The following is a 19,605-nucleotide window of genomic DNA, read 5'->3' as shown; positions in this document are numbered from 1 at the left end:
GACGGCGACGTCGAACATGGGGGCCTTGCGCAGAGGTACGGAGCGGACGCACGGCAAAGGGCGGGCCGTGGCCGCGAGGGGCGGTCGCCGCGCCAAGGGCGCGGCGGGGCGGGGCGGGGGCACGGCGGCGGATGCCGGGTGCCTCCGAGACAGTGGGTGGGGGAAGTTACAGAGAGCCGCGGAAGGGCTGGGTGTTCCGGCCTCCGCCGGTCCCCGGCACCGGGAACGCCCCGGTCGCCCGGCGGGTGATCTCGCCGTACACCTCGGGGTCGGTGGTGTACTCGCCGAGGACGCACGTCTTGCGGCTGCCGTGGTAGTCGGAGGAACCCGTGGCGAGGAGTCCCAGCTCCTGCGCGAGGCCGCGCAGCCGCGCCCGGGTCGCCGGGTCGTGGTCCATGTGGTCGACCTCGATGCCGTCGAGCCCGGCGGCGGCGAGGTCGGCGATGGCGGACTCCGGCACGGTCCGCCCGCGCTTCGCGGCGGCCGGATGCGCGAAGACCGCGACCCCGCCCGCAGCCTTGACCAGCCGGATCGCCTCGAAGGGATCCGTCTCGTGCTTCTCGACGTACGCACGCCCGCCGTCCGCCAGCCACTCGGGCGTGAACGCGTCCGAGACGCTGTCCACGACCCCCAGCTCGACCAGGGCGGAGGCGAGGTGCGGGCGCCCGACCGATCCGTCGCCGGCGATCCGGGCCACCCGCTCCCAGGTGATCGGCACGCCCAGCTCACGGAGCTTGGCGATCATGGCATGGGCCCTCGGCACCCGGTCGTCCCTGACCAGTTCGCGCTCGGCGAGCAGGCCGGGCTCCTCGGGATCGAAGAGGTACGCCAGCATGTGCATGCTGATGCCGTTCCACCGGCAGGAGAGTTCCGCGCCGGTGACGAGGGTCAGGCCCTCGGGCAACGCCTCGACCGCCTCCGCGTGGCCACGCGTGGTGTCGTGGTCGGTGAGCGCGATGACGTCCAGCCCCTCGGCGGCGGCGCGCAGCACCAGCTCGGCCGGGGTGTCCGTGCCGTCGGACGCGGTGGAGTGGGTGTGCAGATCGATGCGCACGACACGGACTCCAGGCGGTGACGGGAGGGAAGGGGACGCTCAAGGATAACGGGATTTTCGACGTCCCCGTCACACCCGCAGCCCGCAGGCACCCCCTACGAACCGGGAGGCGCAGGACGGCACGGGAAGGCGCCCGCCCCGGGCGCACCGACCGGCCGGGTCACGGTTCGAGCAGGCGCGGCGAGAGTGCCCCGATCGGCAGCAGGTCCACCTCGGCCCCCGCGTCACGCAGATCGGTCAGCACCAGTTCGTCGTACATGAGCATGCCCGTCTGCTCGGGCCAGACGACCGCCCACAGCCACATGCCGCGCGCCTCACCCGCGAAGACCGCCCGGTCGTCGGGGGTGCCCGAGAGATGCCACAGCGGGGTGGGGCGACCGGCGGCCAGCACCTTGGCCTGGGGCGGCTTCTCGACGTTCAGATAGGGCCCGGGATCCGGGCCGTCGATCCCCGCGTAACGCGCGCCGAGCCCCACGCCCAGTTCCTCGGCTACGAGGATCAGCTCCCCCACGCCGCCGAGCGGCCCGGGACCCGAGCAGGCCACGGCGGTCGCACGGCCGCCACTGCGGTCGTCGCCGGCGTAGCCCACGCCCGTGAACAGCCAGCCCACCGGCAGCGGCCACGGCATCCACACCGGTACCCGGGCACGGTGCACCACGACGCTGAGGGCCTCGACGCTGGGCGGGATCACGGGCTGCAGCGGATGCACGTTCCCGTGCACATCGCACTGCCAGGCATCGGCGAAGAGTCCGGGAGCCCTGACCCGGCCACCACACTTCGGGCAACTGGGTTCGCCCCTCATAGGGCCCCACGGTCCTCCCCGACCCGCGCCGCGTCAAGGACGATCACCCGTCCGGCGTGTGCCCGCAGGTCGGCCTCACCGACCCGAAGTAGGTGTGGGTTGCATCTATTAGCCAATCTAACTTAATGTATGTATAAGCCAACCATTAGAGCGGGCGTTGGCCGACCAACCACCGAGGACTGCGAGGACACTCATGAGCAGCAGTAGGCGAGGACCCGCCGCGGCGACGGCCGGGGCGGATCCGTTCGACACGGGGGCCGGGGGCCTCCTGCGCCAGCCGAAGGCCGTGTGGGCGACTGCGGGCGCGTCCGTCGTCGCCTTCATGGGCATCGGGCTCGTCGACCCGATCCTGCCGTCCATCGCCAAGGGCCTTCAGGCGACGCCCAGCCAGGTCTCCCTGCTCTTCACCTCGTACTTCCTGATCACCGCTGTCGCGATGCTGGTCACCGGCTTCGTCTCCAGCCGTATCGGCGGCCGCAGGACGCTGCTGCTGGGGCTCGCCTTCGTGGTGGTCTTCGCGGGCCTCGCGGGCACCTCGCACTCGGTGGCCCAGCTCGTCGGCTTCCGGGCCGGCTGGGGCCTCGGCAACGCGCTGTTCGTCTCCACGGCCCTCGCCGTCATCGTCGGCGCGGCGGCCGGTGGCAGCGCCGCGGCGATCCTGCTCTACGAGTCCGCGCTCGGCCTCGGCATGGCCTGCGGACCCCTGCTGGGCGCGGTGCTCGGCAACATCAGCTGGCGCTACCCGTTCTTCGGCACGGCCACCCTGATGGCGATCGGCTTCCTGTGCATCACGGCGTTCCTGAAGGAGCAGCCCCGGCCCCCGCGGAAGACCTCGCTGCTCGACCCGGTCAAGGCGCTCGGCCACGGCGGACTCGCCTCCGCGGCGGTCTCCGCGTTCTTCTACAACTACACGTTCTTCACCGTGCTGGCCTTCACCCCCTTCGTGCTGAACATGACGCCGTACAAATCGGGTGCCGTGTTCTTCGCCTGGGGCCTGCTGCTCGCCGTCTTCTCGGTGATCGTGGCGCCCCGCATGCAGGAGCGCTTCGGCTCGCTGAAGGTGCTCGGCGGCTCCCTGGTGCTGCTGGCGGCCGACGTCGCCGTGCTCGGCTACGGCGACCACACCACCGCCGTCGTCTGCACCATCCTGTCCGGCGCCTTCATCGGCGTGAACAACACCGTCTACACCGAGCTGGCCCTCGGGGTCTCGGACGCCCCGCGCCCGGTGGCGAGCGCCGGCTACAACTTCGTGCGGTGGTTCGCCGCGGCGGCCGCGCCCTACCTCGCGCCGAAGATCGAGGAGTGGAGCGACATCCACCTCCCGTTCGTGGTGGCGGCGGCCACCGCGGTCGTGGGCGCGCTCGTGGTCTTCGTACGGCGGAACGCGCTTGCGCTCCCCCAGCCTCTGCCTCACTCGAGCGGGGAAACCTCCATGGCGGAGGAGCTGGAGCCGCTCGACACCAGCGTCAGCGTCTTCGCCGACTGACCCAACCGGCGGTTTCCGGCCCCGGCTTGGGGGCCTCAGCCGGTGAGCCCGCTCACTCCGGCGTCAGTCCAGCGGGACGGACCTGCGGGACGGATCCCGCAGGTCCGTCCCGTTCGTCAGCCAGCGCTCGTTGAGGGCCTGGGCACCGTGCACCCGCTTCCAGGCGGCCTCGTTGGGAGTCATCGGCAGCAGCGGCAGGAACCGTACGGGGTCAAGGGGCGGATCCAGCTCCAGGTCCTCGACCAGACCGCCGGGCTCGGCGACCAGGACGGAGCTGAACGGGGCGCCCGGCCAGAGCGGTTCACCCACGTCCAGCGAGGCCCCGGGGGCCACCACGACGCCCTCGACCTGCGGGGACGCGGCCAGGACGGCGAGCGGACGGAGCACCTTGTCGGTGTCGGCGATGCCGCCCCGGACGGAGAGGACCAGCTCGGCCCGGGGGCCCTTGACAGGGTCCACGAGCATCGCGGTGGGGTCCGTCATCGGCTGGGCGGACATCCCGAGGGTGGCGTAACGGAGGACGCCGCCTTCCCCGGAGTCGTCCCGGAAACGCAGGACCTCGATGCGGTCCGCGCCGAGGAAGGTGACCGCCGCGCGAGCGTCCGGTTCGCCGAGCGCGGTGCGCAGCCGGGCCTCGACCAGAGGAAGAACATCAACCATGCGGCGAGCATAGAACTCGTCAGTACCCGGCAAAGCGGCGCCTTGACACTTCGGTCGGCTGATACTCTTGGCCGGTGGTCGGGCAGCCCGCAGAAGCGGTGCGATCGCGTCCCGACACCGTGAGACTCCCCTACGGGAGATGGATCGTCCCTCACCAGGGACCGGCCGGAGGAGGTGGGGCTGGCATGGATCGAAGTCGACCGTGCAGTACCACCCGCTCTTCCGACCGTTGATGTAGCTACTCTGGCTGGCTGCCACCTCTCAGCTGCGCGCCGTGTTTTCCTGCGGATCCCCGAGGGACCCGCTCGGGATCCCCCGCGCACCGCGGAAGAGCACTTCGTTTCGTTTCACCTGATCTGTCTGATCTGAACCCGTAGCGAAGCCCGCGACCGCGACGATGCGGTGCTCCCCGCTTTGTGGACGTGCCAAACATCCCCTGCCGAAAAGGCGGGAGACGACTCGTCAGGACGTCCCCATTCCGGGCAGTTCCACCCGCCGCCGGGGCCTTCGTTGCCCGTAGCGAAGGAGCCTGCCATGTCCATGATCCGCGACCTGCGTGCTGCGGTCCGTCCGTCCCGCCCCACGCCGCGCAAGGACAGCGGCGCGTACGACACCACGCGCGACCCCGCGACGCCCTCCGCCGTCGTCGACTGCGCCGTCTACCGCGACGGGGTCCGGACGCAGACGCCGAAGCCGCTCACCCCGCACGAGGCGATGCGGCTGGTGCGCCGCGACGGCGGCTTCGTGTGGATCGGCCTGCACGAGCCGACCGACGCGGAATTCGCCGGTATCGCCAGCGAGTTCGGGCTGCACCCGCTGGCCGTGGAGGACGCGGTGCAGGCGCACCAGCGCCCCAAGCTGGAGCGCTACGACGACTCCCTCTTCACCGTCTTCAAGACCATCCACTACGTCGAGCACGACCGGCTGACCGCCAACAGCGAGGTCGTCGAGACCGGTGAGGTCATGTGCTTCACCGGGCGGGACTTCTTCATCACCGTCCGGCACGGCGGGCAGGGGTCCCTGCGGCAGCTGCGGCGCAGGCTCCAGGACGATCCCGAGCTGCTGGCCAAGGGCCCCTCGGCCGTGCTGCACGCGATCGCCGACCATGTCGTCGACGGATACATCGCGGTGGCGGACGCGGTGCAGGACGACATCGACGACGTGGAGACGGAGGTGTTCTCGCCCGGCCGGAAGGGAACCCCCCGGGGCACCGACGCGAGCCGGATCTACCAGCTCAAGCGTGAGGTACTGGAGTTCAAGCGGGCGGTGGCGCCGCTGCTGCGGCCCATGCAGCTGCTGAGCGAGCGGCCCATGCGGCTGGTCGACCCCGACATCCAGAAGTACTTCCGCGACGTCGCCGACCACCTCGCCCGGGTGCAGGAGCAGGTCCTCGGCTTCGACGAACTGCTGAACTCGATCCTCCAGGCCAACCTGGCGCAGGCCTCCGTCGCGCAGAACGAGGACATGCGCAAGATCACGGCCTGGGCCGCGATCATCGCCGTACCGACGATGGTCTGCGGGGTGTACGGCATGAACTTCAAGTACATGCCCGAGCTGCACTGGAAGTACGGCTACCCCGTGATCATGGGCATCACGGTCGCCATCTGTCTCGGCATCCACCGCACGCTGAAGCGAAACGGCTGGCTGTGAGGCGCCCGACTAGGCTGAGCGCATGACAAACGAGCTGCTCGAGAGGGCCCTCGTCGAGGAGGCCACGAAGAAGTCCGGGCTGATCTGGGTCGAAGCCGTGCCGTCCGCCGGCGCTCAGGCCCAGGTCACGCCCGCGCGTGCGCTGTGGCATGTGTGGCACGACGGCGCGGCGTACGTGGTGGGCGACGGCCCCGGCGAGCAGCCGCTGCCCGGCCTGACCGACGGGGGCGACGCGGTCGTCACGGTCCGCAGCAAGGACAAGGGCGGCCGGATCGTCACCTGGCCCGCACACGTGGTGGAGCCGGTTCCGGGATCACCGGAGTGGGAGGCCGCGGTCGCCGAGCTGAAGGGCAAGCGGCTGAACGCCCCCGACGGCGAGGAGATGCCCGAGCGCTGGCGCCGCGAATGCCGGGTGCTGCGTCTGGAGCCGTGCGGCACGACGCTCCCGCTGCCGTCCGACTCCCAGGCCGCTCCCCCGCCGCCGAGCCCGGCGGTGACCCGCCGTCCGATCCCGGCGGCCCTGCCGCGCCTGCTGCGCCGCAAGCGCCGCTGACCGGTTCCCGGGCCGCGGGCGGTCGCACCACCACCGCGCGCGGCCGGGGCGACGGCCGGGGCGGCCCGCCCGCGGCCAGAAAAACGGCCGCTAGGAAGACGGCAGCTGCTGCCCGTAGTCGACCGTCTCCTGCTTCGACGGCTCCCGGAGCGCGAAGTCCTTCCCCCAGTCCGACAGGCGGAGGGTTCCCGCGTTGCCGGCCCGCACCAGGAGCAGCGGATAGGGGGTGCCCTCCAGGGAGACGTCCAGCGCGCCGCCGGAGCCCTTGTCGCCGGTGACACGGATCGTGCGGACGCCGTTCTGCTCGTGGTGGCCGTCCGTCGAGAGCGCGCCGTGCAGCGCCAGGAGCCCGTCGAGCAGCACGTCCTTGTCGGTGAACCCGCTGAAGCGCTGATAGGCCGGATCACCGGACGGCACCTTGACGTACTTCCCGTCGAGCTTGTTCGCGGCGGCCGTCGATCCGGCGCCGCCCCCCTCGCCGCTCTCGTGGTTCCAGAACTCCGCGTCGGCCTTGAGGAACAGATGGTCGCCCACGCGCAGCAGCCGGAACGTGCCGTTCTTCGAGGTGACCGATCCGGTGCCCCCGTCGCCCTTCAGCCGCATGTCCAGGGTGTAGGTGGCGCCGTTGCTGACGACGGTCCCCGACAGCCGCACCGCCGACGCCGACCTGGCCGCCGTACGCGTCCGGCTCTGGATCCTGTCGGCCGGCAGCTTCCCCACCCCGTTGGTCCCCGCGTCCGGGTCGCCGCTGCCGCATCCCGTGAGCCCCGCTCCCGTCACGACCAGCGCGCACACCGCGCTCACCAGTGCGGCCCTGCGGGTCGGGCCCTGGGGGGTTGCAGTCACAGGTGGGGCTGCCTCTCATGCGGGTGTCCTCATCGGCCTACCGCAGGGTACCGGTGCTGATAGGCCCTTCCGGAGCCAGTTCGTCCGCACCTCTCGCCAGGGCGTACGACAATGGGACGGACTAGCCTGAAGCGCATCCGAACGGATGGAACGGCAGAAACAGGAGGCGGCGAGCATGGCGGCTGGCGCCTCTCGCATCTTTGTCTCGCACCTGGCCGATGTCGCCGTCTTCGACCCCAACGGCGACCAGGTGGGCCGCGTGCGCGACCTCGTCGTCATGCTGCGGGTGGGGCGGCGTCCCCCGCGGCTGCTCGGCCTGGTCGTCGAACTGACGACCCGCCGCCGTATCTTCCTGCCCATGACCCGGGTGACCGGCATCGAGTCCGGCCAGGTCATCACCACCGGCGTGCTGAACGTGCGCCGCTTCGAGCAGCGGCCCACCGAGCGGCTCGTCTTCGGGGAGCTGCTGGACCGGCGCGTCAAGCTCGTGGAGACCGACGAGGAGGTCACCGTGCTCGACCTCTCCGTACAGCAGCTGCCGGCCCGCCGTGAGTGGGAGGTCGACAAGGTCTTCGTGCGCAAGGGCAAGAGCGGGGCGTTCCGGCGCAGCAGGGGCGAGACCCTCACGGTCGAGTGGTCCGCCGTCACCGGGTTCTCCCTGGAGGAGCACGGACAGGGCGCCGAGAGCCTGCTGGCCACCTTCGAACAGCTGCGCCCCGCCGACCTCGCCAATGTGCTGCACCATCTGTCCGCCAAGCGCCGTGCCGAGGTCGCCGCGGCCCTCGACGACGAGCGGCTCGCCGATGTCCTCGAGCAGCTTCCCGAGGACGACCAGATCGAGATCCTCGGCAAGCTCCAGAAGGAGCGCGCCGCGGACGTCCTGGAGGCGATGGACCCGGACGACGCCGCCGATCTGCTCTCCGAGCTGCCGGAGGACGAGAAGGAGCGGCTGCTGAACCTGATGCAGCCCGACGACGCGGCCGACATGCGCCGTCTGATGGCGTACGAGGAGAAGACGGCGGGCGGTCTGATGACGACCGAGCCGATCGTGCTGCGGCCCGACGCGACCGTCGCCGACGCGCTCGCCCGGGTCCGCAATCCGGATCTGTCCCCCGCCCTGGCCGCCCAGGTGTACGTCTGCCGCCCGCCGGACGAGACGCCGACCGGCAAGTACCTGGGCACCGTGCACTTCCAGCGGCTGCTGCGCGACCCGCCGTACACCCTGGTCAGCGCCCTTGTCGAGGACGATCTGCAGTCTCTGTCCCCGGATGCCGCGCTGCCGGTCGTGGCCGGGTTCTTCGCCACCTACGACATGGTCGCGGCGCCCGTTGTCGACGAGTCCGGCGCGCTGCTCGGCGCGGTGACCGTGGACGACGTACTGGACCACATGCTGCCCGAGGACTGGCGCGAGGCGGAGTTCGACCTGAGCGACGAGGGGGCCTCTCATGGCACCTGAGCGCGAGAAGACGCCCTCCGGCGCGACGGCCGCCCGCGCCCGCATCCGGCTCGACCAGCCGCAGCCCCGGCGCACCCGGATGCTGCCCGAGTGGGACGCGGAGGCCTTCGGACGCATGTCGGAGCGGATCGCCCGCTTCCTTGGAACCGGACGGTTCATCGTCTGGATGACGGTCGTGATCGTCATCTGGCTGGTGTGGAACATCAGCGCGCCGCACTCCCTGCGCTTCGACCCGTACCCGTTCATCTTTCTGACCCTGATGCTCTCCCTTCAGGCCTCCTACGCGGCTCCGCTGATCCTGCTCGCGCAGAACCGCCAGGACGACCGCGACCGGGTCAACCTCGAACAGGACCGCAAGCAGAACGAGCGGTCGATCGCGGACACGGAGTATCTGACCCGGGAGGTGGCCGCGCTGCGCACCGGCCTCGGCGAGGTCGCCACCCGCGACTGGATCCGCTCCGAGCTCCAGGACCTGATGAGAGAGCTGGACGGGCACCGGCGTCCCGACGGGCATGTCGTAGTCCCGGCGGAACACGCGGGCGGACGTGACGTAGACGACCGCTGACGGGCTTTCCGGGGCCCCGGCCGGGCGCCGTACCATCATGCTTATGGCTACGGAAGACGCGGTGCGCGAGGCACTGGCGACGGTGAACGACCCCGAGATCCAGCGACCCATCACCGAACTGGGGATGGTCAAATCGGTGGAGATCGGCGCGGACGGGGCGGTCGCGGTCACCGTGTACCTGACGGTCTCCGGCTGCCCCATGCGCGACACGATCACCCAGCGTGTCACCGACGCGGTCTCCCGCGTCGACGGTGTCACCCGGGTGGACGTCACGCTCGACGTGATGAGCGACGAGCAGCGCCGTGAGCTGGCGACCGCGCTGCGCGGCGGCCAGGCCGAGCGCGAGGTCCCCTTCGCCAAGCCGGGTTCGCTCACCCGGGTGTACGCGGTGGCCTCCGGCAAGGGCGGCGTCGGCAAGTCCTCGGTGACGGTCAACCTGGCGGCGGCCATGGCGGCCGACGGGCTGAAGGTCGGTGTCGTGGACGCCGACATCTACGGCCACAGCGTGCCGCGCATGCTGGGCGTGGACGGCCGTCCGACCCAGGTCGAGAACATGATCATGCCGCCCCAGGCGAACGGCGTGAAGGTCATCTCGATCGGCATGTTCACCCCGGGCAACGCGCCGGTGGTCTGGCGTGGCCCGATGCTGCACCGCGCGCTCCAGCAGTTCCTCGCGGACGTGTTCTGGGGCGACCTCGACGTGCTGCTGCTCGACCTTCCGCCGGGCACGGGCGACATCGCGATCTCGGTGGCCCAGCTGGTCCCGAACGCGGAGATCCTGGTGGTCACCACCCCGCAGCAGGCGGCGGCCGAGGTGGCGGAGCGGGCGGGCTCCATCGCCGTGCAGACCCACCAGAAGATCGTGGGCGTGGTCGAGAACATGTCCGGGCTGCCCTGCCCGCACTGCGGCGAGATGGTGGACGTCTTCGGCACGGGCGGCGGCCAGCTCGTCGCCGACGGCCTCACCCGCACCACGGGCACCACGGTCCCGGTGCTCGGCTCCATTCCCATCGACGTCCGCCTGCGCGAGGGCGGCGACGACGGCAAGCCGGTGGTCCTGACGGACCCGGACTCGCCGGCGGGCTCGTCCCTGCGCTCGATCGCGGGCAAGCTCGGGGGCCGGCAGCGCGGCCTCGCGGGCCTGTCGCTGGGGATCACCCCCAAGAACAAGTTCTGAAATCGCCCGCCTGCGATCTGCGGCTCCGTCCTTGGTCAACCTTCTGACCAGCGGCGGAGCCGTCGACGTTTTGTCAGCGTTGGTGGTCGTCGGGCGTCCCCGCACGGCTGTTCCCCCTCGATCCGGCTCGCTCATGGCACGACACACCGGGACCACGATCACGCCTTCGGCGGGGTCTCAGGCGGCCGGTCTTTGCCCTGCCCAAGCACCAGCTCGCCTACGAGGAAGGGGGCCGTCACCGCGACGGCGCCCCCTTCCTCACAGGCTCTGTCAGACGACGTAGGCCTGAATGTCCTTGATCATCGCGAAGCCCAGCCCGTAGGCGCTCATGCCCCGGCCGTACGCCCCCACGTGCACCCCGGCCTGCGTGGTCCCGGCGAGGACCCAGCCGAACTCGGACTCCCGGTAGTGGAACGGCGTCGGCACACCGTCCACCGGAAGGGACAGGGTGGACCAGACGGGACCGGCCAGGTCGTCCGCGAGCACCCACGCCGTCTCGGTCTGCTGGTCGAGCCAGTCGTCCCGCAGGCCGTGGTCCAGCTGGCGGGGCCAGGTGAACGACAGCAGGCCCACACCGGCCAGCCAGGCCGCGGACGAGACCGAGGTGGCCTCCAGCAGCCCGGTGCCGTCCGCGCTGCGCCGTACGGGGTTGGCGGCGACGGTCACCACGACCGCGAACCGCTCCTTGTCCTCCGTGGCCTCGTGCCGCACGGAGGGCTCGTCGCCGTGTCCGACCGACCCGTGCTCCACGGCACCGTCGGCGGCGGTGGCCACCTGCATCAGCCAGCGCGGGCCCGTGAAGGCCTCGTCGAGGCCGTACCAGGGGAACGACGCCTGCTGGTAACCGTCGACCGTGCCCCGGGCGTAGGGAAGCCGCGCTCCGCCTTCCGCGGCGGACGTCTGCGCGCCCACCCGACTCGTCGTCTCCATCTGCCCGGACGCCTCCTCGCTCTCGTCGGACCCGAGCGGCCCGCCCCCCGCGGGCGTCCTCGCTCCCAAAACAGTCCGCACAACAACTGGGCAGCATAGCCACCGCAGTCCGAAGCGCAGCGAAACGCCCGGCGCATACGGCCTCTTGGACGTCGCAATACGGCCGCCCGCGCGCCGAAGGGCGTATGGCCTGCGTCACTCTCGGCGGCCGGCCTACCCCGCCACTCGCGTGCGCGGACGGCTCAGGTGGCGTCCGCGTCGAAGGGCGGGCGCTCGTCGGGGCCCGGCTTCTCGGGCCTCTTCGTCATGTCGACGGCGCCACCGGCCGTGGAGGGGCCGGACGGAGAGGACGGCGACTCGGACTCGCGGCCGTGTACCGCGTCCGTGATCTCGGCCATCTCCTTCTTGAGGTCGAAGCCGTTGCGGATCTCCTTCAGCCCCAGGTCGTCGCCCTCGAGCTGCTTGCGGATGAACGTCTTGGGGTTGAGGTCCTCGAACTCGAAGTCCTTGAACTCGGGACCCAGCTCCTCGCGGATGTCCCGCTTGGCGCTCTCCGAGAACTCCCGGATCTTCCGGATGGTGCGCGTGACATCCTGGATCATCTTCGGGAGCTTGTCCGGACCGAAGACGAGCACGGCGAGGACAACGAGCGTCAACAGCTCGAGCGGTCCTATGTCATTGAACACCTGAAGCTCCTTGCGAGGTCCTCGGTCCGCGGCCCTCGGTGGTCGGGCGGGTCTTCCGTGGTCCGGGCCGGATCCACGGTACCCGGCGTTCCCGCCGGATCGGTACTGTCCCGCCCTTCTCCGCCGCGTGTACACGTCGGGATTTCCGGGTTGTTTGCCTTGGGGAGCGGTCTTCGTCCGCATCCTGTGAGGTTGGTGTCAGTTGCCGCCCGTGGAGCCGAGGACGAGGGTGATCCTGCGCTGCCCGCCGTCGCGGGACACGCTCAGCTCCGGACGGTCGCCGGGCGGTGCGCGCGGGTCCTGACGATCCGTTCCTCCCCGGAGTGGACCCGCGCCCCGTCGACCTCCGTGATCGCATGTCCGGGCTTGGCGCCCGCCTTGTCGCCGGGTCCTCCCTGGTGACCGCGGGGCCGCCGTCGGTGCCCTTGGCGGCGACGCGGGCGCCGTCTCCCGTGTAGTTCATGGCGAACGTCACACCGAACGGGGAGGGCGGCCCGGCGGCCACCGAACGGGGTGGGCGGCCCGGCCGGCACTGATCAGCTCTCGGCGACGCGTCGGGCCTGGTTCCAGGGGATCGCGAAGCCGAGCCCGATGGATCCTGCGCCGCCGCTCCGGTCGGTGCTGGAACGTCGACGCCGCGCCCGCAACACTTCTGCGGGCGCGGTCCTCCACGGATTCAACCGGTCCGTGGGCCGACACGCCATCGTCCGGCTCAGTGGGCGAGGGGCGGGGAGACCGAGGGAGACGGGCCGGCGGACGAGGTGGGCGCCGGAGCCATGAGCAGCCCGGGAGCGGTGATCCCGGGGGCCGCCGACCAGGACGTCAGCGTGAGCGGCGCGGTCTCGGTGAACGGGCGTATCAGCGGGGACATCGCGGCGGCTCCGGCCAGCACCGGAGCTGTCAGCGCACGGATCTCCGAGGCGTCCCGCACCGGAGCGGGTCCCCCGGGCAGCAGCGGGGCCGATGCCGTCCTGGAGGCGACGGGTGCCTGGCCCTGCGTCCGCTGGCCGAGCAGCGGTCCGACGGCCCGCCGTCGCTGGACGTCGGGCGTCGTGCCGCCGCCGCCCGTGCCCGGTGAACGCATCGGGGTCACATTGCTTCCGGTGCCGGAACCGCGTGCCTCCGGGCTCATATCGCTCGGGACACCCACCGACACCCCGCCGAGCGCGATCGCGGCCAGGGACACGGCGCCCGCGGCGGCGAAGGCGAACCGCCGTCCTCGCGAGGACGGGCGCTCGGTGTCCGGGCGGCCGACGTGATGGATGCGGAACCCCCGGTCCCCGGTAAGGGTCCGGTCCTCGGACGGGGTCAGCGCCGCGGCGTGGGGTCCCGTCGGCACATAGCCGAAGGGCTCACCCCTCACTCCGAAGACGCCCGGCCCGGCGGGAAGCCCGGCGCCCGACGGAAGTCTTCTGCCGAAACCACCCCCGCCGAGCGGCGTGCCACCGCCGTCGACGTCACCTCCCGCGGACAGGCCCTGCAAGCGGGCCAGGAAGCTCTCGGAGGGCGGCGGCGGGGCCGCCTCCGCGAAGACGTTCTTCAGCCGGCGCTGGGCGTCGGCCTCGGCCTTGCACTTCGCGCATGTGGCCAGATGGGCCAGCACACGCTCGCGCGTGTCATGACCGAGCTCCCCGTCCACGAGGGCGGAGAGGCGGTCTCCCAGGTGTTGCTCTGCCGGTGTAGGGCGAAGGGATCCACTCACGCGGTCGCGCCCCCTCCCCCCAGCGCGGGCACACGCGGCATGAAGGTGCGACGCTCGGCCCGGGCCTCGGGCGAGCGGTGCGCCAGAGCCTTGCGCAGCTGCGAGCGACCGCGGTGGATACGGGACCGGACCGTGCCGAGCTTGACGCCCAGGGTCGCGGCGATCTCCTCGTAGGACAGTCCTTCGATGTCGCACAGGACGACGGCGGCGCGGAACTCGGGCGCGAGGGTGTCCAGGGCCTGCTGGACGTCCGCGTCGAAGTGCGCGTCGTTGAATGCCTGCTGCGGGGTGGGCTCCCGGCTGGCCAGCCGCTCGGCCGCGTCCTCGCCGAGCGCGTCGAAGCGGATGCGCTGCTTGCGGCGGACCATGTCCAGGAAGAGGTTCGTGGTGATGCGGTGCAGCCAGCCCTCGAAGGTGCCGGGCGTGTAGGTCGACAGGGAGCGGAAGACCCGGACGAAGACCTCCTGGGTCAGATCCTCGGCGTCGTGCTGGTTTCCGGTGAGGCGGTAGGCCAGCCGGTAGACCCGGCCGCTGTGGGTGCTGACGATCTCCTCCCAGGTGGGCGGAGTCCACGCCTGCGAGTCCGCGTCGGTGGCGAAGGTCGCGGTCTGCGCGGTGTCAGCGTGGTACGAGTCAGCGATGTCGGTCACGGATTTCGGCTCACCCGACGACCTGAGAAGGCGCCGCAGCACTCCTCCCCGATCCACAGGCGCAGCCGCACCTCCCCTGTCGGCTCTGGTGGTGTCCAGTGGAGCACCTACCATAGCCACCTCGCCCGTTAGCTCCGGATAAGCGGTTTTAGGAGAATTTGATGTGCGCTGATGCGGCTGCGTCAGCACTTGCTCGACGTCCAGATCCACCGGTCGTCCCCCGTCCTTCCCCCGCTGCCTTTCCCACCCTTCCAAACGCCTGGTCCCATCTGCGGGTTCCCGGGGCCAACGGATACAGTCACGCCCAGGCAATCACGGGGACAGGAGAGGGTCATTACCGGCAACCGGCAGACGAGCTGGGCGTTCGCCGACGCCTATGTCGCCGAGGACGAAGCGCTGCGCTGGGCCCGTGAGCGGGCCCGCGATGCAGGGCTGCGCTCGGTGTCGCCCGGCACGGGCGCCGCGCTGCGGTTGCTCGCCGCCACCGTGGACGCGAAGGCGGTGGCGGAGATCGGTACCGGATGCGGTGTCTCCGGAATCCATCTGCTGCACGGCATGCGGCCGGACGGCGTGCTGACCACGGTGGACCCGGAGCCGGAGCACCAGCAGTTCGCCCGCCAGGCGTTCCGGGCCTGTGGCTTCGCCAGCAACCGCGCCCGGTTCATCCCGGGCCGCGCCCTGGACGTGCTGCCCCGGCTCGCGGACGCCGGCTACGACCTCGTCTTCTGCGACGGTGACCGGCTCGAGGTGCTCGACTACCTCGCTGAATCGTTGCGCCTGCTGCGACCCGGCGGCCTCGTCGTCTTCGAGGGTGCCTTCGCCCACGGCCGCACGGTGGACTCGGGACCGCAGCCCAGCGAGGTCCTGCGGCTGCGGGAGCTGCTGCGCACCGTCCGCGAGAGCCCGGATCTGGTGCCCTCGCTGCTCCCGGTGGGTGACGGACTGCTGTGCGCGGTCAAGCGCTGAGCGGACTGCTGTGCGGGCAAGCGCTGAGCGGGACGCGCGGGTGGAAGGGCGAGCCGGGCCGAAAAGCAGTCCCCGGCACCGCGTACGATGCCGGGGAAGCCGGGAATCCGGGGTCGCTTGGGCGTCAGCCGACGACCTTCTTGAGGGCGTCGCCGAGCGCGTCGGCCTCGTCAGGGGTCAGCTCGACGACGAGCCGACCGCCGCCTTCGAGCGGAACGCGCATGACGATGCCCCGCCCCTCCTTGGTCACCTCGAGCGGGCCGTCGCCCGTCCGCGGCTTCATGGCCGCCATGCTCGTTCCCCTTCCTGAAACCAGCTCATCGTCAGCCGACAGCCCTTGAAGGGCACGCGACCCCTCGGGGGACACGCGACACCGGCATCGAACACATTGCTTCCAAGCCATTATCCCGCATCTCAGGACCCGATGACCAACATCAGTCGGCATCGCTTGCGCAACACGCCCGACCAAAACCACTCAATTCGGCGATGCGGCTGTGATACTGCGCCACCGCACCGAGATCGGACGCCCGCATACGGGCCGGCATTATTTGACGCAGGTCACACGTCCGGTCCGGTCCGCGGATGATGATCTCCGTCATGCTGTCCCTCGGACACAGGGCGTACCGACCGGTACGACGGAGCCGTGACACCGGAGGACCACCATGGCCGACACCGTGCTCTACGAGGTGAGCGACGGGCTCGCGACGATCACGCTGAACCGTCCCGAGGCGATGAACGCGATGAACATCGAAGCCAAGGTCGCCCTGCGGGACGCGGCGCAGGAGGCTGCGGCCGACGGGGCCGTTCGGGCGATCCTGCTCACCGCCGCCGGGGAGCGGGCGTTCTGCGTGGGTCAGGACCTCAAGGAGCACATCGGGCTGCTTCAGGCGCAGGACGAGGGTTCCGACTCCGGTGTGATGAGCACCGTTCGTGAGCACTACAACCCCATCGTGCGGGCGCTCACGGGAGCGGCCAAGCCGGTGGTCGCGGCGGTGAACGGGGTCGCGGCCGGGGCGGGCTTCGGTTTCGCGCTCGCCGCGGACTACCGCATCGTGGCGGACACGGCCGCCTTCAACACCTCCTTCGCGGGTGTCGCGCTCACCGCGGACTCCGGGATCTCCTGGACCCTGCCGCGGGTCGTCGGCCCCTCGCGCGCCGCCGACCTGCTGCTCTTCCCGCGCAGCATCAGTGCCCAGCAGGCGTTCGAGTGGGGCATCGCGAACCGGCTGGTCCCGCAGGCCGAGCTGCGCGCGGAAGGCGAGAAGACCGCCCGCTCGCTGGCCGAGGGCCCGACGCTGGCGTACGCCGCGCTGAAGGAGTCCCTCGCCTACGGTCTCTCCCACTCCCTGGACGAGGCCCTGGAGAAGGAGGACGAACTCCAGACGCGCGCGGGGGCCTCACAGGACCACAAGATCGCGGTACAGGCGTTCGTGAACAAGGAGAAGCCCGTCTATCTGGGCCGCTGAGGCCACCTGGGCGGGCCGGCCACCGGACACGGGGCCGCCCAGGATGAGCGGGCGCCTGGCCGCACCCGCGGTCGGCCGGCGCCCCGCACGCCGCCCGGAGTCAGCTGCTCCGGGCGGCGCAGTCCGCCAGGTGGTCGTCGACGAGGCCGCACGCCTGCATCAGTGCATACGCCGTCGTGGGTCCGACGAAACGGATGCCGCGCTTCTTCAGCGCCTTGGACAGGGCCGTCGACTCGGCGGTGACCGCCGGGACGTCGGCGAGGGTCTTCGGAGCGGGGCGGGACGCCGGGTCGGGCGCGTACGACCAGATCAGCCCGTCCAGCTCGCCGGGGGCCCACTCGGCGAGCGCGCGCGCGTTGGCGAGCGTCGCCTCGATCTTGGCGCGGTTGCGGATGATGCCGGTGTCGGCGAGCAGGCGCTCCTGGTCGGCGTCGGTGAACGCGGCCACCTTGAGGATCGTGAAGTCGGCGAAGGCGGCTCGGAAGCCCTCCCGGCGCCGCAGGATCGTGATCCACGACAGGCCCGACTGGAAGGCTTCGAGGCTCAGCCGCTCGTACAGCGCGTCGTCGCCGTGGACCGGGCGGCCCCACTCCTCGTCGTGGTAGGCCACGTACTCCTCGGCGGACAGGGCCCAGGGACAGCGCAGCACGCCGTCGGGCCCCGGCACGGCCGCGCGGCTCACTGCTGGTCCCCCTCGGCCGGCCGGTCGTGGCCCTGACCGGCCGCGCGGGCCCCGGCGAGCGCGGACTCCAGGTCGGCGATGCGGGCGTCCCGCTCGGCGATCTCGGCGCCGAGGCGGCCGAGCGCGTCGTCCACCTCCGCCATGCGATAGCCCCGGAGGGCGAGCGGGAAACGCAGGGCGTCCACGTCCGCGCGGGCCACCGGGCGGTCCGGCGGCAACGGGTCGTCGAAGCGCTCGGGCGCCGCCTCCGGCAGGGGCGCGCTCTCGCCGCCGCCCACCACGGCGAGTGTCACCGCGGCGACCACGACGGCGAGCGCGACGACCAGGAACAAGAACATGAGCATTACAGAGGTCCCCACGCTCGGTGCCGGCGCCCTGCGCGCCGGAACGGAAGTGCAGCTGTCGAATGTGTCCGGCTCCGATCGTGCCATGCGACGCTGACAATCAAGGCCGCAGGCGGCGAAGGAACGGGACGTATCGGAAGGGGTCACAGCGGATGCTCAGGCTGGGCAAGCGGGAATTCGGCGCGCATGAGCCGGTGATCATGGCGATCGTGAACCGGACCCCGGACTCCTTCTACGACCAAGGGGCCACGTTCCGCGATGAACCCGCCCTCGCGCGCGTGGAGCAGGCGGTGGCGGACGGTGCCGCGATCATCGACATCGGCGGGGTCAAGGCCGGGCCCGGGGAGGAGGTCACGGCCGAGGAGGAGGCCCGGCGCACGGTCGGGTTCGTCGCCGAGGTGCGGCGCCGCTTTCCCGATGTGGTGATCAGCGTGGACACCTGGCGCCACGAGGTCGGCGAGGCGGTGTGCGAGGCGGGCGCGGATCTGCTGAACGACGCCTGGGGCGGGGTGGACCCCCGGCTCGCGGAGGTCGCGGCGCGCCACCGGGTGGGACTGGTGTGCACGCACGCGGGGGGCGCACCGCCGCGCACCCGCCCGCACCGGGTGACGTACGAAGACGTCATGGCGGACATCCTGAAGGTGACGCTGGGGCTCGCCGAGCGGGCGGTCGCCCTCGGGGTGCCCTGGGAGTCGGTGCTGATCGACCCGGGGCACGACTTCGGGAAGAACACCCGGCACAGCCTGGAGGTGACGCGCCGGCTGGACGAGATGGTCGCCACGGGCCGGCCGGTGCTGGTGTCGCTGTCCAACAAGGACTTCGTGGGCGAGACGCTGGACAGACCGGTGAAGGAACGGGTCCTCGGCACCCTGGCGACCACGGCGGTGTCGGCGTGGCTGGGTGCGCAGGTGTACCGGGTGCACGAGGTGGCGGAGACACGGCAGGTGCTGGACATGGTGGCGTCGATCGCCGGGCACCGCCCCCCGGCGGTGGCCCGGCGCGGGCTGGTCTAGGGCCGGCCCGGCCGCCCCGCCCCCGCCCGCCGGTGCGGCGTCCGTGCACCGAGCGCCGCACCGGGCTGTACCCCCGAGGACCGGCCCCGCCACCAAGCACCGCTCAGAACCGGCTCCGGAGTCCCCGAGAGCGCCCGCCTAGCGCCCGGCCTCCTTGGAGACCAGCGCGACGGCCTCCTCCACGTCGTCCGTCAGATGGAACAGGAGCAGGTCCTTCTCGGCGGCCTTGCCCTGGGCGACCAGGGTGTTCTTCAGCCAGTCCACCAGGCCGCCCCAGTACGAGGTGCCGTACAGGACGATCGGGAAGCGGGTCACCTTCTGGGTCTGGACCAGAGTGAGGGCCTCGAAGAACTCGTCGAGCGTGCCGAGACCGCCGGGCAGGACCACGAAGCCCTGCGCGTACTTCACGAACATCATCTTCCGGACGAAGAAGTAGCGGAAGTTCAGGCCGATGTCGACGTAGGGGTTCAGCCCCTGCTCGAACGGCAGCTCGATACCGAGGCCGACCGAGATCCCCTTGGCCTCGCACGCGCCCTTGTTCGCCGCCTCCATCGCGCCCGGGCCGCCGCCCGTGATCACCGCCCAGCCGGCCTCCACCAGGCCGCGTCCGAGCCGCACGCCCGCCTCGTACTCCGGCGAGTCCACCGGTGTCCGGGCGGAGCCGAACACGCTGATCGCGGGTGGTAGTTCGGCCAGCGTGCCGAAGCCTTCGATGAACTCCGACTGGATGCGCAGCACACGCCACGGGTCCGTGTGGACCCAGTCCGTGGGACCGCCCGCGTCCAGCAGCCGCTGGTCCGTGGTGCTCCTGGTCACCTGGTCCCGCCTGCGCAGCACGGGACCGAGCCGCTGCTCGTCCGGCGGCACCTTCTTGCCCTGGGGGTTGCCAGTGGGCATCTGCGCTCCCTCCGCATCGG

General features: G+C 71.4%; 22 protein-coding genes and 1 pseudogene. 9 read left to right on the top strand and 14 right to left on the bottom strand.

Annotated elements, in window-relative coordinates; all coding sequences use genetic code 11:
• Positions 1 to 166: 166 nt before the first annotated feature.
• A complete protein-coding gene (locus ACIP94_RS09145; RefSeq protein WP_402421692.1) occupies positions 167 to 1,054 on the bottom strand; it encodes a PHP domain-containing protein in 888 nt (295 codons plus the stop codon).
• Between the two features lie 160 nt (positions 1,055 to 1,214).
• The gene (locus ACIP94_RS09140) at positions 1,215 to 1,856 is read right to left on the bottom strand and encodes a DUF6758 family protein (protein ID WP_402421689.1); all 642 of its coding nucleotides are present in this window, start codon (positions 1,854 to 1,856) and stop codon (positions 1,215 to 1,217) included.
• Between the two features lie 193 nt (positions 1,857 to 2,049).
• Here ACIP94_RS09140 and ACIP94_RS09135 point away from each other — a divergent pair, with 193 nt between their 5' ends.
• Positions 2,050 to 3,342 carry an MFS transporter gene (locus ACIP94_RS09135; RefSeq protein ID WP_402421686.1) on the top strand — a complete coding sequence of 431 codons (1,293 nt, stop codon included), beginning with the start codon at positions 2,050 to 2,052 and terminating at the stop codon, positions 3,340 to 3,342.
• 63 nt (positions 3,343 to 3,405) lie between these two features.
• Here the strand turns inward: ACIP94_RS09135 and ACIP94_RS09130 are convergent, their stop codons facing one another.
• Complete coding sequence (locus ACIP94_RS09130) at positions 3,406 to 4,002, bottom strand: suppressor of fused domain protein (protein WP_402421684.1); 597 nt, start codon at positions 4,000 to 4,002, stop codon at positions 3,406 to 3,408.
• A 534-nt stretch (positions 4,003 to 4,536) separates the two neighbouring features.
• Here ACIP94_RS09130 and ACIP94_RS09125 point away from each other — a divergent pair.
• Together ACIP94_RS09125 and ACIP94_RS09120 are read left to right on the top strand one after the other, a co-directional pair.
• Positions 4,537 to 5,652, top strand: a complete 1,116-nt coding sequence (locus ACIP94_RS09125; RefSeq protein ID WP_402421681.1) for a magnesium and cobalt transport protein CorA — start codon at positions 4,537 to 4,539, stop codon at positions 5,650 to 5,652.
• 22 nt (positions 5,653 to 5,674) lie between these two features.
• Positions 5,675 to 6,205, top strand: a complete 531-nt coding sequence (locus tag ACIP94_RS09120) for a hypothetical protein (RefSeq protein WP_402421678.1) — start codon at positions 5,675 to 5,677, stop codon at positions 6,203 to 6,205.
• A 90-nt stretch (positions 6,206 to 6,295) separates the two neighbouring features.
• On the opposite strand, the gene ACIP94_RS09115 is transcribed toward ACIP94_RS09120, so the two are convergent.
• Positions 6,296 to 7,051 (bottom strand): hypothetical protein, encoded by a 756-nt coding sequence (locus tag ACIP94_RS09115; protein ID WP_402421676.1) that lies wholly within the window; start codon positions 7,049 to 7,051, stop codon positions 6,296 to 6,298.
• Positions 7,052 to 7,226: 175 nt separating this feature from the next.
• On the opposite strand from ACIP94_RS09115, the gene ACIP94_RS09110 reads away from it, so the two are divergent.
• Genes ACIP94_RS09110 through ACIP94_RS09100 form a run of 3 tightly spaced genes read left to right on the top strand, consistent with a single transcriptional unit; the run spans position 7,227 to position 10,249 of the window.
• Positions 7,227 to 8,507, top strand: coding sequence for a magnesium transporter MgtE N-terminal domain-containing protein (locus ACIP94_RS09110; RefSeq protein WP_402421673.1), 1,281 nt, complete (start codon positions 7,227 to 7,229; stop codon positions 8,505 to 8,507).
• The gene (locus ACIP94_RS09105) at positions 8,497 to 9,072 is read left to right on the top strand and encodes a DUF1003 domain-containing protein (RefSeq protein WP_402421670.1); all 576 of its coding nucleotides are present in this window, start codon (positions 8,497 to 8,499) and stop codon (positions 9,070 to 9,072) included. Before ACIP94_RS09110 ends, ACIP94_RS09105 begins: the two co-directional genes overlap by 11 nt.
• A 43-nt stretch (positions 9,073 to 9,115) precedes the next feature.
• Positions 9,116 to 10,249 carry an Mrp/NBP35 family ATP-binding protein gene (locus ACIP94_RS09100; protein WP_402421668.1) on the top strand — a complete coding sequence of 378 codons (1,134 nt, stop codon included), beginning with the start codon at positions 9,116 to 9,118 and terminating at the stop codon, positions 10,247 to 10,249.
• Between the two features lie 270 nt (positions 10,250 to 10,519).
• On the opposite strand, the gene ACIP94_RS09095 is transcribed toward ACIP94_RS09100, so the two are convergent.
• From ACIP94_RS09095 to sigE, 5 genes and pseudogenes are all read right to left on the bottom strand, one after another.
• Positions 10,520 to 11,179 carry a hypothetical protein gene (locus tag ACIP94_RS09095; RefSeq protein WP_402421665.1) on the bottom strand — a complete coding sequence of 220 codons (660 nt, stop codon included), beginning with the start codon at positions 11,177 to 11,179 and terminating at the stop codon, positions 10,520 to 10,522.
• Between the two features lie 242 nt (positions 11,180 to 11,421).
• Complete coding sequence (locus tag ACIP94_RS09090) at positions 11,422 to 11,865, bottom strand: sec-independent translocase (protein WP_402421662.1); 444 nt, start codon at positions 11,863 to 11,865, stop codon at positions 11,422 to 11,424.
• Positions 11,866 to 12,063: 198 nt separating this feature from the next.
• Positions 12,064 to 12,476: pseudogene (locus tag ACIP94_RS09085) on the bottom strand (PDZ domain-containing protein); the annotation flags it as partial.
• A 101-nt stretch (positions 12,477 to 12,577) separates the two neighbouring features.
• Positions 12,578 to 13,567, bottom strand: a complete 990-nt coding sequence (locus tag ACIP94_RS09080; protein WP_402421660.1) for an anti-sigma factor family protein — start codon at positions 13,565 to 13,567, stop codon at positions 12,578 to 12,580.
• Positions 13,564 to 14,259: an RNA polymerase sigma factor SigE gene (gene sigE / locus ACIP94_RS09075; protein ID WP_402421769.1), complete on the bottom strand. Its 696-nt coding sequence runs from the start codon at positions 14,257 to 14,259 to the stop codon at positions 13,564 to 13,566. Before sigE ends, ACIP94_RS09080 begins: the two co-directional genes overlap by 4 nt.
• Positions 14,260 to 14,484: 225 nt before the next feature.
• Between sigE and ACIP94_RS09070 the strand changes: the two genes are divergently transcribed.
• Positions 14,485 to 15,183, top strand: coding sequence for an O-methyltransferase (locus ACIP94_RS09070; RefSeq protein WP_402421767.1), 699 nt, complete (start codon positions 14,485 to 14,487; stop codon positions 15,181 to 15,183).
• Positions 15,184 to 15,307: 124 nt separating this feature from the next.
• On the opposite strand, the gene ACIP94_RS09065 is transcribed toward ACIP94_RS09070, so the two are convergent.
• Positions 15,308 to 15,475 (bottom strand): DUF3117 domain-containing protein, encoded by a 168-nt coding sequence (locus ACIP94_RS09065; protein ID WP_003966491.1) that lies wholly within the window; start codon positions 15,473 to 15,475, stop codon positions 15,308 to 15,310.
• A gap of 142 nt (positions 15,476 to 15,617) precedes the next feature.
• Positions 15,618 to 15,782 (bottom strand): hypothetical protein, encoded by a 165-nt coding sequence (locus ACIP94_RS09060; protein ID WP_402421657.1) that lies wholly within the window; start codon positions 15,780 to 15,782, stop codon positions 15,618 to 15,620.
• A gap of 63 nt (positions 15,783 to 15,845) precedes the next feature.
• Between ACIP94_RS09060 and ACIP94_RS09055 the strand changes: the two genes are divergently transcribed.
• Positions 15,846 to 16,649: an enoyl-CoA hydratase/isomerase family protein gene (locus tag ACIP94_RS09055; protein ID WP_402421654.1), complete on the top strand. Its 804-nt coding sequence runs from the start codon at positions 15,846 to 15,848 to the stop codon at positions 16,647 to 16,649.
• A 100-nt stretch (positions 16,650 to 16,749) separates the two neighbouring features.
• Here the strand turns inward: ACIP94_RS09055 and ACIP94_RS09050 are convergent, their stop codons facing one another.
• Positions 16,750 to 17,331: a DNA-3-methyladenine glycosylase I gene (locus ACIP94_RS09050; RefSeq protein WP_402421651.1), complete on the bottom strand. Its 582-nt coding sequence runs from the start codon at positions 17,329 to 17,331 to the stop codon at positions 16,750 to 16,752.
• Positions 17,328 to 17,675, bottom strand: a complete 348-nt coding sequence (locus ACIP94_RS09045) for a DivIVA domain-containing protein (protein ID WP_402421648.1) — start codon at positions 17,673 to 17,675, stop codon at positions 17,328 to 17,330. Before ACIP94_RS09045 ends, ACIP94_RS09050 begins: the two co-directional genes overlap by 4 nt.
• A gap of 152 nt (positions 17,676 to 17,827) precedes the next feature.
• On the opposite strand from ACIP94_RS09045, the gene folP reads away from it, so the two are divergent.
• Positions 17,828 to 18,688: a dihydropteroate synthase gene (folP, locus tag ACIP94_RS09040; protein WP_402421645.1), complete on the top strand. Its 861-nt coding sequence runs from the start codon at positions 17,828 to 17,830 to the stop codon at positions 18,686 to 18,688.
• Between the two features lie 138 nt (positions 18,689 to 18,826).
• Here the strand turns inward: folP and ACIP94_RS09035 are convergent, their stop codons facing one another.
• Positions 18,827 to 19,585: a TIGR00730 family Rossman fold protein gene (locus ACIP94_RS09035; protein ID WP_402421642.1), complete on the bottom strand. Its 759-nt coding sequence runs from the start codon at positions 19,583 to 19,585 to the stop codon at positions 18,827 to 18,829.
• Positions 19,586 to 19,605 lie beyond the last annotated feature (20 nt).

The sequence above is a fragment of the Streptomyces sp. NPDC093261 genome (genome assembly GCF_044753645.1).
Classification (GTDB): domain Bacteria; phylum Actinomycetota; class Actinomycetes; order Streptomycetales; family Streptomycetaceae; genus Streptomyces.
The sequence above is the reverse complement of the archived record's forward strand: the minus strand, read 5'-3'. Positions and strand labels throughout refer to the sequence as shown.

Bases quoted from the DNA above. Each gene is read 5' to 3' on its own strand.
- ACIP94_RS09095 (WP_402421665.1), bottom strand. From the start codon at position 11,179: ATGGAGACGACGAGTCGGGTGGGCGCGCAGACGTCCGCCGCGGAAGGC.
- ACIP94_RS09120 (WP_402421678.1), top strand. From the start codon at position 5,675: ATGACAAACGAGCTGCTCGAGAGGGCCCTCGTCGAGGAGGCCACGAAG.
- ACIP94_RS09105 (WP_402421670.1), top strand. From the start codon at position 8,497: ATGGCACCTGAGCGCGAGAAGACGCCCTCCGGCGCGACGGCCGCCCGC.
- ACIP94_RS09125 (WP_402421681.1), top strand. From the start codon at position 4,537: ATGTCCATGATCCGCGACCTGCGTGCTGCGGTCCGTCCGTCCCGCCCC.
- ACIP94_RS09140 (WP_402421689.1), bottom strand. From the start codon at position 1,856: ATGAGGGGCGAACCCAGTTGCCCGAAGTGTGGTGGCCGGGTCAGGGCT.
- ACIP94_RS09135 (WP_402421686.1), top strand. From the start codon at position 2,050: ATGAGCAGCAGTAGGCGAGGACCCGCCGCGGCGACGGCCGGGGCGGAT.
- ACIP94_RS09065 (WP_003966491.1), bottom strand. From the start codon at position 15,475: ATGGCGGCCATGAAGCCGCGGACGGGCGACGGCCCGCTCGAGGTGACC.
- ACIP94_RS09130 (WP_402421684.1), bottom strand. From the start codon at position 4,002: ATGGTTGATGTTCTTCCTCTGGTCGAGGCCCGGCTGCGCACCGCGCTC.
- ACIP94_RS09055 (WP_402421654.1), top strand. From the start codon at position 15,846: ATGGCCGACACCGTGCTCTACGAGGTGAGCGACGGGCTCGCGACGATC.
- ACIP94_RS09110 (WP_402421673.1), top strand. From the start codon at position 7,227: ATGGCGGCTGGCGCCTCTCGCATCTTTGTCTCGCACCTGGCCGATGTC.
- ACIP94_RS09060 (WP_402421657.1), bottom strand. From the start codon at position 15,782: ATGACGGAGATCATCATCCGCGGACCGGACCGGACGTGTGACCTGCGT.
- folP (WP_402421645.1), top strand. From the start codon at position 17,828: ATGCTCAGGCTGGGCAAGCGGGAATTCGGCGCGCATGAGCCGGTGATC.
- ACIP94_RS09100 (WP_402421668.1), top strand. From the start codon at position 9,116: ATGGCTACGGAAGACGCGGTGCGCGAGGCACTGGCGACGGTGAACGAC.
- ACIP94_RS09035 (WP_402421642.1), bottom strand. From the start codon at position 19,585: ATGCCCACTGGCAACCCCCAGGGCAAGAAGGTGCCGCCGGACGAGCAG.
- ACIP94_RS09045 (WP_402421648.1), bottom strand. From the start codon at position 17,675: ATGCTCATGTTCTTGTTCCTGGTCGTCGCGCTCGCCGTCGTGGTCGCC.